Raw genomic sequence first — 11,020 nt, 5'->3', positions numbered from 1 at the left:
GGCTTCGAGCCATCGGCCGGCGGCGTCGGCGCGTCGGTGGGCGGGGTGGGAGCGGTGCCCTCGGCGGGCGCATCGGTCGACGGCGCACCGGTGGACGGCGCATCGGTGGACGGAGCGTCGGTGGAGGTGGAGTGCAGCGGTGTGGCGCTGGAGGTCGGCGTGCTCGACGGCGTCGCGGCGAACGCGGCGGTCGAGCCGAGCGCGACGAGTCCGAGGGCGCCGACGGCGATGCCGATGGTCAGGGCGCGCTTCTTCGGACGGCGCGGCCCGAAGCTCGAGCCCTTCTCGGCGGGGGTGGTCGACTCGGTCATGGGTGTCTCCTCGTTCCGGCCCGGTGCCGACCCCGTTCGGGATCGGTTGCGGCCGGTTCCATCTCAGATTCGAAGGCGAATCTGAAGCCGGACTTAAGAACAGACCCTCCACAGCAGACGCCGGGTGCGCCCCGATCCGCGGCCCCTAGGTTCGAGCACATGCCCTCCTCCGCCCGTGTGCTCCTCATCGAGGACGACGACGCCATCCGCTCCTCCGTCGAGACCGCGCTGCGCAGCGAGCGCTTCACGGTCCGCGGTCTCGTCTCCGGCGAGGACCTCGCCCGCGAGCTGAGCACCTTCGCTCCGGACCTGGTGATCCTCGACTGGATGCTCCCCGGCCCGAGCGGCATCGTGCTCGCCGAGCGGATCCGCCGCAGCAGCGACGCGGCCGTGATCATGCTCACCGCCCGCGACGCGGTCGACGACCGCCTCCGCGGCTTCGACGAGGGCGTCGACGACTACGTGGTGAAGCCGTTCGTGCTCGCCGAGCTCGTCAAGCGCGTGACCGCCGTGCTGCGCCGCCGCGGCCGCATCCCGTCCGTCGTCGAGATCGGCGACCTCGTCGTCGACCCGGAGTCGGGCCGCGCCCGCCGCGGCGGCATCGCCCTCGACCTCACCGCGACCGAGTTCCGCCTCCTCGCCTTCCTCGCCGGGAACCGCGGCCGCACCCTCACCAAGACCCAGATCCTCACGCAGGTCTGGGGCTACGACCACGTCGACCCGAACCTCGTCGAGGTGCACCTCAGCTCCCTCCGCAAGAAGATGGAGGCGCACGGCGACCGGCTCGTGCACACCGTCCGCGGCCTCGGCTACCGGGTGGAGGCGTGAGCCGCGCCCAGCCGGGCGCGCTGCGGACGGGCTCGCTCCGCCTCCGCACCGTCCTGGCCGTGCTCGCTCTGCTGGCCGTGCTGCTCCTGGCCCTCTCGGCGACGGTGCAGGCGGTGCTCGGCGAGCGCCTCCGCGACCAGATCGAGGAGCGGCTGCAGGACCGCGCCTCCGCCGCCGCCGCGCTGGTCGGCACGATCGCCGACGACGCCCTCGCCTCGCGCCTCTCGGCGCAGGGCGTCTCGGTGCGGATCACGAGCCCCGAGGGCGAGGACGTCGTGGCCGGGCCGAGCCCGGAGCAGCTGCGCCTGGGCCCTGGAGCCGCCGACCAGCTCGGAGAGCCGCCGTCGCCGCCCGGCACGAGCTCCTCCTCCGGAGCCGTCCCGCCCCGAGCCGCGTCCGCCGCCGTCACCGTCGTCTCGAGCAGCGTCGCCGCCGACGACGAGCTGATCACCCTCGAGTCGACCCTCAGCGACGGCACCCGCCTCGAGCTCACCAGCGAGGCCGGATCGGTGGGCAGCACCCTCGCGCAGCTGAACGGGATCCTGCTCGCCGCGTCGGCCGTGTTCCTCGTGCTGGCCGCCCTCGCGCTGATCGTCGTGGTCCGCGCGACCCTCCGGCCCCTCGAGCGGATGACCGACGTGGCCCGCGACATCGCGCACGGCGACCGCGGGCGGCGGCTGCGCCCCTCCCGTCCGCGGACCGAGCTCGGCCGCACCGCGACCGCGTTCGACGAGATGCTCGACGACCTCGAGCAGGCCGAGCGCAGCGCCCTCGCCGCCGAGGCGACGGCCCTCGCGGCGGAGCAGCGGATGCGCGCGTTCGTCTCGGACGCCGCGCACGAGCTGCGGACGCCGGTCGCCGGCATCCAGGCCGCCGCCGACGCGCTCGTCCGCGGCGACGGCGGCGAGCAGGAGCGCGAGCGCCTCTCCGTGCACGTCGTGCGGGAGTCGCTGCGCGCGGGCCGCCTCATCCAGGACATGCTGCTGATGGCGCGGCTGGACGAGGGCCTGGCTCTGGAGTCTCGTCCGCTGGACCCGGCGGGCGTCGCCGAGGCCGCGATCGAGCGCCAGGAGCTGCGCCGCCCGGGCCTCGCGATCGAGCTGCACCGGCCCGCCGAGCCGCTCCTGGTCAGCGCCGACGCCGACCGGCTGGCTCAGGTGCTCGGCAACCTCCTCGAGAACGGTGCCCGCTTCGCCCGCTCCCGGATCGACGTCGCCGTCGAGGCGGCCGCCGACTCCGTCACGATCACCGTCGACGACGACGGCCCCGGCATCACCGAGGCCGACCGCGAGCGCGTCTTCGACCGCCTCGTCCGCCTCGACGACGCCCGCAACCGCGCCGACGGCGGCTCAGGCCTCGGCCTGCCGATCGCGCGCGGGCTGGCCCGGGCCCTCGGCGGCGACCTCGTGGCGGAGGCGGGGCCCGTCGGCGCCCGCTTCCGGGTCACGCTGCCTCGCGCGGGGTGACGCCGCCCCGCTCCCCCTAGGCTCGACGGGCGCGCGGGCCCCGCTCCGCCGGGACGGCAGGAGTGGCTCCATGGACAGGGACGACGCGGAGCAGCGTGTCCGGCAGGCCCGCGACGAGGCCCCGAGGTTCGGGAGCGGTCCCCTGCTCGCCACCTTCACCGTCCGGCACCGCCGCGGACTCGACGTCGCCTTCGTGCTCGACGGCGCGGAGGGGGACTTCCAGATCGGCATGGGCGCCGCGTCCGACGACTTCCGGAGCGTCCTCACCGTCGGGGTCGACCGCGAGGACGGCCGCATCCGCGGCGTCTCCAGCTGGACCGTCGACGGCCGCGAGAGGCGCGTGCCCGTGCGGATCCCGCACCGCTCCGCCACCGTGATCATCGTGGAGGCCGCTCCCCTCCCCCTCGACCGGCGCCCGTCCTCGCTCAAGTGCTGGTCCTTCCTCCGCCGGGCCTCCGCCGACCACCACTCCGACGTGCTCGGCTTCGTGTCCCCCGAACTGGCCGACCTCCCCCCGGTCCGGCTCCTCACCGATCCGCGGGAGCGGCGCGGGCGCTGAGCCGGCCTCGCGCGCAAGGGGACGGATCCCCGCCCGACCCGCAGGCGCCGGTGCGATCATGCGCTGACGTGATCCCGCCCGGAGGTCCGCCCGACCCGGAGGAGCGCTCGTGACGCAGGAGGTGCAGTCGACCCGGCTGCGGTCGCTCGGGAGCGAGGCGTTCTTCGGGGCGACGGTGGTCGTCGCGGCGGCGTGGTCGGGGGCCCGGGCGTTCCAGCTCTACGGAGGGTGGGGCGTGGTGCTCGCGGTGGCCGCGGTGATGGTCGCGGTGCTCGGCTTCGGGCTCCGGCGGCGCGTCGAGGAGCGGTGGTCCCGGCCGAGCCTCGAGAGGCTGCGGGCCGAGCATCCGGACGGCGGCGTCACCGCGGTGCTGAACACTCCGGAGACGCTGGCCTCGCTGCGGACGCTCGCGGTCGCCGGAGCCGCGGTCGACCTCCCGGCGCTGCGCGCGGCGAAGCCGGACCCCGTGCTGCTGGCCGTCGTCACCGCGAGGGCGCTCTCGCTGTGCCGCGCCGACGCGGACCTCTCGCCGATCGCGTTCCTGCCCCTCACCGCCGGGGACGCCCCCGAGTCGGTGACGGGCTACCACCACGGTCACGCGCTCACGGCTCCCGTTCTCACGGTCCGGCAGCAGGGGACGGAGCAGCGGCTCGCCCTCTTCCCCGCCGACGGCGCGCGGACGATCACCGGTGTCCTCGGCCGCTGAGCGAGGCCCGCTGCGCATCGCCGGGAGTCTCCGCCCCGCGGCGGATCCGGCAGCGCCGCGCCGCGCGTAGCGTCGGGCGATGGACATGTCACTGCTCGGCACCAGCGTGGTCGCCGCCCTGTGCGGGGCCGCGTATCTCGGAGTCGCGATCCTCGCGGTCGCGCAGGTCCTCCGCTCCGGCCTCGATCCCCTGCGGAAGGGCCTGTGGACGATCGCCTCCGTGGTGGCGCCCTTCCTGGGGTCGATGGCGTGGTTCCTCGTCGGGCGGCCCGGAGCCCGAGCCTGAGACGCGGCTCAGCCCGCACCCATGCCTACGATCACCGATCGCGCAAGCACCTGCTCGCGGGGCGCCCGCGCGTCAGCATGAGCGGGATGGACACGATCGAGGAGGCGGGCGCCTGGGCGCGCGCTCTGGTGCGCCGCGAGTTCGGCGTCGGCCTCGTCGACCTGGAGCCCGTCGTCGGCGGACTCGACCACGGAGCGCGCGTCTGGTGCGCGGCCGACGGCTCCGGAGCGCTCTGGAGCGTCAAGGCGTCGGCCCGCGACGGGCGCTTCGGCCTCGCGCTCTCGGCGTCGCTGGGCGAGTCGGGGGTGCCGGGCGTCGCGGCGCCGCACCGCGCCTCCGACGGGCGCCCCTGGGCGGAGGACCGTGGGTTGCGGGTCTCGGTCGCGCCGTGGATCCTCGGCGAGGACGCGGTCGACTCCGGCGAGGACGCCCTCGACTGGGAGGGGTTCGGCGCGGTCCTGCGCTCCGTGCACGACGCCGAGCCGCCGACCCTCGCGCCTCCCGTGCGGCGGGGAATCCGCCGTGTCCGCCGTCCGCTCGCCGACCTCCTCGCCGAGACCGACGAGAGGATCGACGCGCAGCCGGAGTTCCGCCCCCGCCTCACCGCGCTCTGGCGCGCGAACCGCTCCCGCCTCGACGCCCTCGCCGGCGCTGAGCGGCGGCTGAAGCGCGCCCGCACGCCCACCTCCCGCGTGCCCCTCCACGGCGACCCGCATCCCGGCAACGTCGTCATCGACGAGAGCGGCCGCCCCTGGCTGATCGACTTCGACGAGGCCACCGTCGCCCCGCGGGAGGCCGACCTGCTCCTGATCGAGCTGGGCGTCATCTACTCGCGGCCGATCAGCGACGTGCAGCGCTCGGCGTTCCGCGCGGGCTACGGCGAGGCCCTGATCGACGACGAGCGGATCGTCCGCTTCGGCTGCGTCCGCGCGGTCGAGGACGTGGCCGCCACTGTCGCGCTGGCCCTCGCCGACTCGGAGCCGGAGGAGCGCGAGGCCGCCCCCGTGCCCGCCTCCCGCCTCGGCCGCGCCGCCTCCGCGCTGCCCGTCCCCACTCCGCTCGACCTGCTCGCCGGCCAGCTCGGCCCGCACGGCCTCGTCTCGCTCGTCGAGACCGCCCTCCGCCGAAGCCGCTGCAGCCGGTGAGGGCGGCGGTTCGGCCGACGCCGACTCGATCACCTTCACCACCTGGGCCAGCGAGTCCGAGCAGGCGGCCTTCGAGTCGCTGATCACCGACTTCGAGGCCGAGCACGAGGGGGCGAGCGTCGAGCTCAACGTCGTCCCCTACGACCAGATGTTCAGCAACATCGACGCGCAGCTGTCGTCGGGCGAGGCCCCCGACGTGTTCCGCGTCGACTACGGCAACCTCGGCGTCTACTCCAGCCAGGAGCAGCTGCTCGACCTGACCGACCGGATCGACGACTTCGACTCCTTCACGCCCGCGTTCCAGGAGGCCGTCTCCTTCGAGGGGAAGCCCTACGGCGTCCCGCACCAGACCGACGTGTCGGCGCTGCTGGTGAACACGCAGCTGCTCGCGGCGGCCGGCATCACCGACGTGCCGACCACCGCCGACGAGGCGTGGACCTGGGAGGAGTTCGCCGACGCCTCCGCGAAGCTGCGCGCGAGCCTGCCCGCCGAGCAGTACCCGTTCGTCTACAACTGGCAGCTCGGCGGCACGCCCCGCTGGCTGAGCTGGCTGTTCGAGGCCGACGGCACGCTCCTGGAGGAGGACGGCACTACTCCGGCGATCGACTCCGCCGCCGGCGCGAAGGCGCTGGACTTCACGAAGAGCTTCTTCGACAACGACTGGGTCCCGCCGACCAGCTCGGTGAAGTCCGCCACCTACGCCGACTCCTTCTTCACGGAGCAGACCGCGGCGATGGCCTTCGCCGGGTCCTTCCTCGTGCCGGACATCGACGACCTCGCCGACTTCGAGTGGACCGCCACGCCGATGCCCGTCGACGAGCGCGGCGCGACCGACCTCGGCGGCAACGCCCTCGTCGCCACGGCCGACACCGACAACCCGGAGCTCGCGACCGAGTTCCTCTCGTTCATGACGCAGGCCGACACCATGGCCGAGTTCTGCGCGGCGACGAACGAGCTGCCCACCCGGTCCGACATCGACCCCGCGTCGATCGACTTCGCGGTGCGCCCGGACGTGATGCCCGTCTTCGTTGAGCAGGCCGCGACGATCACGCCGCGCGACGTGCAGCAGCTCACCTCGCCGTTCCTCGCGAAGATCTCCGTCGCGATGCAGGACCAGCTCGAGGAGGCGTTCGTCGGCGGACGCAGCACCGAGGAGACCCTCTCCGGCCTCGACGCGGCCATCCAGCAGGCGACCAGCTGATGACCGCCACCACCCTCCGCGGCCGGGCGGGATCCTCCGCCCGGCCGCGGTCGGCCCGCAGGCGCGAGGCCCTCGCCGGCTTCGGCTTCGTCGGCCCGAACCTGCTCCTGATGGCGCTGTTCCTGTTCGTGCCGATCCTCTGGGCGATCCAGCTCTCGTTCCAGGAGTCGCGCGGCTTCGGCACGCCCGAGTGGGTCGGCTTCGCGAACTACCTGCGGATGGGCGCCGACCCGCTGTTCTGGCAGAGCCTGGGCAACACGCTCCTCTTCACCGCGGTCACCGTGCCGCTCGAGCTCGCCGGCGGCCTCGGCCTGGCCGTGCTGCTCAACTCCGTGCTGCCCGCCCGCGGGATCTTCCGCACGGTGATCGTGCTGCCCCTGGTGATCTCGGGCGTCGCCTCCGGGATGATCGCGGTCACGATCTTCAGCGAGTCCTCGGGCATCGTGAACAAGGTGCTGAGCTCGCTGGGCGCCTCGCCGGTCGCGTGGCAGTCGGACGGCTCCGCGGCGATGATCTCGGTGATGCTGACCGCGGTGTGGCTGCGGATCGGCTTCAACATGGTGATCTACCTGGCGGGCCTGCAGAGCGTCTCGCCCGAGCTCTACGAGGCCGCACGGATCGACGGAGCGACGCGCTGGCAGCAGTTCCGCGCACTGACGGTGCCGCTGGTCGGCCCGTCCACCTTCTTCCTGCTGATCATGAACGTGATCGCCTCGTTCCAGGTCTTCGACATCGTCTTCGTGATGACGGGCGGCGGCCCCGGCTTCTCCACGTCGGTGCTCGGCACCTACGCGTACCGCAACGGCTTCCAGGTCCGCGAGCAGGGCTACGGCGCCGCGCTCGGCGTCGTCATCCTGCTGGTCTCCCTCGCCTTCACCTATCTGCAGTGGCGCACGAGCCGCACGCGCGACCTCGTCGACTAGGAGCCCTCATGTCGTCCTCCACCGCCACCACGCCCGCCGCGGTCGCCGCGGCCACCGCCCGCGAGACCCCGCGCCGGCGTCCCTCCCGCCGCGACGGCTCCCGCTCCGGACTCGTCGTCCGCCTCGTCGTCGCGATCGTCGCCTCGGCGGTCGTGTTCTTCCCGCTGTACTGGATGCTCGTCATCGCCTTCTCGCCGCGCGGCGAGGTGTTCGCGCCCGGCCCGCCCCGCTTCTGGCCGAGCGAGATCTCGTTCGAGAACTTCGCGACGGTGTTCGCGCGCTTCCCCGTGGGCGAGTGGTTCGTCAACTCGGTCGTGATCGGGGTGTTCGTCACGGTGTTCACCGTCGTGGTGAACCTGCTGGCCGGCTGGGGCTTCGCGCGGCTGCGCTTCCCCGGGCGGAACCTGCTGTTCCTGCTCGCACTGGCCACGATGATGATCCCGGTGCAGGCGATCATGGTCGCGCAGTTCAAGCTCGTGACCGGACTGCAGATCTACGGCACCTACTGGTCGGTGATCCTGCCCGGAGCAGCGGCGGCCTTCGGGATCTTCCTCGCCCGGCAGTTCTTCCTCTCCATCCCGGAGGAGCTGATCGAGGCGGCGCGGATCGACGGCGCCGGCCACCTGCGGGTGTTCCTGCAGATCGTGCTGCCGCTCTCGAAGCCGCTGATCGCCGTCCTGATCCTGCTGACTCTGCTCGGCAGCTGGAACGACTTCGCCTGGCCGCTGATCGCCCTGAAGGACAACGAGCTGTTCACGCTGCCGATCGGCCTGCTCTACCTCAAGGGCCAGTCGACGCCGGACTACAGCGCGAGCATGGCGCTGGCGCTGGTGTCGGTGCTGCCGATGGTGCTGCTGTTCCTGTGCTTCCAGCGCTACTTCGTGCAGGGGTTCGCGCGCAGCGGCATCCGGTGAGGTCGGGCGGCGGCACGGGCGGGGGCACGGGCGGAGTGGAGCGGTCGCCGCGGCGGGGCGCTCCTGACCGGACGGGGCAGGAGAGGACGTGGACGGAGAGGACAGAGCAGGGCCGGAGAGGACGGGGCAGGAGAGTGCCGACGGACGCGGCGGGCGGCGGGCGGCGGAGAACGTGAACCACGTGGAGGTCGTCCGGTCGTGATCTCTCGAGTTCGACGGCTCTCCTGCGCGGCGGGGGGCATCCGCCAGCCGGAGCGGGGCGGGAGCGGACCGGGACGGAGCGGACCGGGACGGAGGGGCGGACCGGGGACGGGGGCGGACCGGGGACAGGGGCGGACCGGGGACAGGGGCGGACCGGGACGCGGGCGGACCGGGACGCGGTGGCCGACGCCCCGAAGCGCCGAAGCACGACGGGACACGGGGCTCGAGGCTCGGAGCTCCGGGACACGGGGCTCGGGGCTCGGAGCTCGGGGCTCGGAACTCGAGGCTCGGAACTCGAGGCTCGACGAAGCGCCAACGTGCCGACGGACCTCGCGGCGCCGGAGGTGCGAGAGCGCGAGGGCGCCTGGGCGGGTCCAGGCACGGCGATGCACCGCCTCGCGGCCGACGGAGTGTCGGATCGACCGGCAGGTCGGGCTGCGGATCAGAACGGCGGAGACGCGTCCACGAACCGCGGCCGCGTCGGCGCCAGCAGCGAGGGCGACGGCCGAGGAGACGACGGTCGCGATGACCTCAGCTGCGATGACGAGGATCGTGGTGACAGCGGGTGCGGCTCGGGCTTCGGCTCCGGCTCCGTCTCCGACTCCGACTCCGACTCCGACTCCGGCTCCGACTCCGGCTCCGGCTCCGGCCGCGGCTCCGGCTCCGGCTCCGGTTCTTGCGCCGACTGCGGCGTCGGTCGTCGCGTGGGCGGCAGCGGAGCCCCGGGCAGCGCCCGCGGTCGGTCGGTGATCCGACGGCCCGTGGGGGTCGTCCAGACGACGGTGCCGTCCGGATGGAGGGCGTAGGTCCAGCGGTCGCCGTGGCGGACGTGGTGGTGCGCGACGCAGAGCGAGGCCAGGTTGCCGAGGGCGGTCTCGCCTCCGTTCCGCCACTCGAGGGTGTGGTCGGCCTCGGCCGTCGAGGACGAGCGGGTGCAGCCGGGGAACCGACAGGTCCGGTCGCGCAGCTGCAGCTGGAGGCGCATCCGAGGGGGCGGGACGCGGAGGGTCCTGCCGACCGACGTCACCACTCCCGTGTCCGGATCGGTCAGCACCCGCGTGAAGGTGGCCGCCGTGCGGACGAGCTCCCGGGCGACGTCGGCGGGGACGAGACCGTAGCCGTCGAGTTCGGCCGGCGCGTCGTCGAGGCCGACGGCGGTGCTGGCGGCCAGGGTGAGGCGCACGTCGGCGCGGACTCCGGAGACGGAGGCGTGGATTCCGGAGACCGAGGCGGAGATTCCGGAGACCGAGGCGGGGACTGCGCTCGCTCCTTCGCCCGAGGATCCGTCTGCGGAGATGTCGCCGTCGATGAGCAGATCGACGAGTGCGTCGGCCCGCAGCTGCGCGAGCGTCCGGCCGTCGCCGAGGGAGATGTCAGCGTCTCCTCCGGCGCTGCCACCCGTCTCCGCGCCGAGCACGGCACCAGCACGCGCACCAGCACCAGCACCAGCACCAGCACCAGCGTCCGTTCCCGCACCGACTGCTACCCGGGCATCGCCACGGGCACCAGCACCGCTCTGTGCAGTCGCAGTCGCAGTCGCACTCGCACTCGCACTCGCACCTGCACCTGCACCTGCACCTGCACCTGCACCTGCACCTGCACCTGCACCTGCACCTGCACCTGCACCTGCACCTGCACCTGCACCTGCACCGAGCCCGATCCTCGCCGCGTCCGCCCCGTCGCGGAGCGAGCGGGCGATCCGGTCGAGACGGTTGTAGGCGCCGACCGCGACCGGGGCCGGCAGCAGGGCGCAGAGCGTGGCCATGCCGTCGGCCTCGGCGCCGAGCCACACGCTGCGGTCCTCGCGGGCGCGGGCGTGGCGCTCGGTGAACGGCTGCTCGTGCAGCTCGTCGCGCAGCCGCGCCACGGTCCGGCGGAGCTGGGTGGGCGTCTGCGAGAGCGCCGCGGTGGCCGCCCGCTCGTCGAAGGACGCGCGCGACGGAGCGGGGAGGGTCGCGGCGGCGGCGCAGACGACCTCGCCGGCCTCCCAGAGGATCCGGGCCTCGGCCAGGAGGGTGCGGGTCGCCGGGAGGTCCTCGATGAGGAGCCGAGCGTGCTCGAGACGCCGAGACGCCACGCGCTCCGACATCCCGAGCGCCGTCGCGAACTCGGCTCGGATCGAGCGCTCCACGAGGTCTCCCGCCTCGCTCCGGGAGAGACGACTCCCCCGCGCGAACGACTCCGGCACGAGCAGCGCTGCCCGGTACGCCGTGTGCAGGGCGACGGCCCCCGCGAGCAGCACCGGCGCCGAGGAGCGGGCGAGCCCCGCCGCGAGACCGGCGAGCGCGCGCACCGCGTCGAGCGTCTGCGCCGTCTCGCCCGCGCGCACCGCCTCGACCGCCTGCGCCGCGTCACCCGAACTTCTCATACGTGTATTGAATCAGCGACCACCGACATCGGGCCGGGGCCCGTGACCAGGATCGGGACAACGGAGCCGGTACCCCGCCTGTGGAGGGACGAACCGCCGGCGAGCGCGGGCT

At 73.9% G+C, this 11,020-nt stretch carries 10 protein-coding genes and 1 pseudogene; 9 read left to right on the top strand and 2 right to left on the bottom strand.

Features of this window, described 5'->3' with window-relative positions:
* Positions 1 to 311, bottom strand: a pseudogene (locus C5C95_RS16575) (hypothetical protein); the annotation flags it as partial.
* A gap of 159 nt (positions 312 to 470) precedes the next feature.
* On the opposite strand from C5C95_RS16575, the gene C5C95_RS16570 reads away from it, so the two are divergent.
* The 9 genes from C5C95_RS16570 (at position 471) to C5C95_RS16530 (ending at position 8,339) form a co-directional block, all read left to right on the top strand.
* Positions 471 to 1,139 (top strand): response regulator transcription factor, encoded by a 669-nt coding sequence (locus tag C5C95_RS16570; protein ID WP_104324887.1) that lies wholly within the window; start codon positions 471 to 473, stop codon positions 1,137 to 1,139.
* Positions 1,136 to 2,605, top strand: a complete 1,470-nt coding sequence (locus tag C5C95_RS16565) for a cell wall metabolism sensor histidine kinase WalK (protein WP_104324886.1) — start codon at positions 1,136 to 1,138, stop codon at positions 2,603 to 2,605. Before C5C95_RS16570 ends, C5C95_RS16565 begins: the two co-directional genes overlap by 4 nt.
* 70 nt (positions 2,606 to 2,675) lie before the next feature.
* Entirely contained in the window at positions 2,676 to 3,164 is a 489-nt protein-coding gene (locus tag C5C95_RS16560; RefSeq protein ID WP_104324885.1) for a hypothetical protein, read from the top strand.
* Positions 3,165 to 3,273: 109 nt separating this feature from the next.
* Positions 3,274 to 3,870: a hypothetical protein gene (locus C5C95_RS16555; RefSeq protein WP_104324884.1), complete on the top strand. Its 597-nt coding sequence runs from the start codon at positions 3,274 to 3,276 to the stop codon at positions 3,868 to 3,870.
* Positions 3,871 to 3,949: 79 nt separating this feature from the next.
* Positions 3,950 to 4,156 (top strand): PLD nuclease N-terminal domain-containing protein, encoded by a 207-nt coding sequence (locus C5C95_RS16550; protein WP_104324883.1) that lies wholly within the window; start codon positions 3,950 to 3,952, stop codon positions 4,154 to 4,156.
* Between the two features lie 86 nt (positions 4,157 to 4,242).
* On the top strand, positions 4,243 to 5,301 hold the full coding sequence (locus C5C95_RS16545; RefSeq protein ID WP_104324882.1) for an aminoglycoside phosphotransferase family protein: 1,059 nt from the start codon (positions 4,243 to 4,245) through the stop codon (positions 5,299 to 5,301).
* A 28-nt stretch (positions 5,302 to 5,329) separates the two neighbouring features.
* Complete coding sequence (locus C5C95_RS16540) at positions 5,330 to 6,502, top strand: sugar ABC transporter substrate-binding protein (RefSeq protein ID WP_104324881.1); 1,173 nt, start codon at positions 5,330 to 5,332, stop codon at positions 6,500 to 6,502.
* Positions 6,502 to 7,425: a carbohydrate ABC transporter permease gene (locus tag C5C95_RS16535; RefSeq protein WP_104324880.1), complete on the top strand. Its 924-nt coding sequence runs from the start codon at positions 6,502 to 6,504 to the stop codon at positions 7,423 to 7,425. Before C5C95_RS16540 ends, C5C95_RS16535 begins: the two co-directional genes overlap by 1 nt.
* Positions 7,426 to 7,433: 8 nt before the next feature.
* Positions 7,434 to 8,339: a carbohydrate ABC transporter permease gene (locus C5C95_RS16530; RefSeq protein ID WP_104324879.1), complete on the top strand. Its 906-nt coding sequence runs from the start codon at positions 7,434 to 7,436 to the stop codon at positions 8,337 to 8,339.
* Positions 8,340 to 8,982: 643 nt separating this feature from the next.
* Here C5C95_RS16530 and C5C95_RS16525 read toward each other — a convergent pair.
* Entirely contained in the window at positions 8,983 to 10,908 is a 1,926-nt protein-coding gene (locus C5C95_RS16525; RefSeq protein ID WP_104324878.1) for an HNH endonuclease signature motif containing protein, read from the bottom strand.
* Positions 10,909 to 11,020 lie beyond the last annotated feature (112 nt).

It is taken from the genome of Rathayibacter sp. AY1B7 (assembly GCF_002932735.1).
In the GTDB taxonomy this organism is placed as follows: Bacteria; Actinomycetota; Actinomycetes; order Actinomycetales; family Microbacteriaceae; genus Rathayibacter.
The sequence above is the reverse complement of the archived record's forward strand: the minus strand, read 5'-3'. Positions and strand labels throughout refer to the sequence as shown.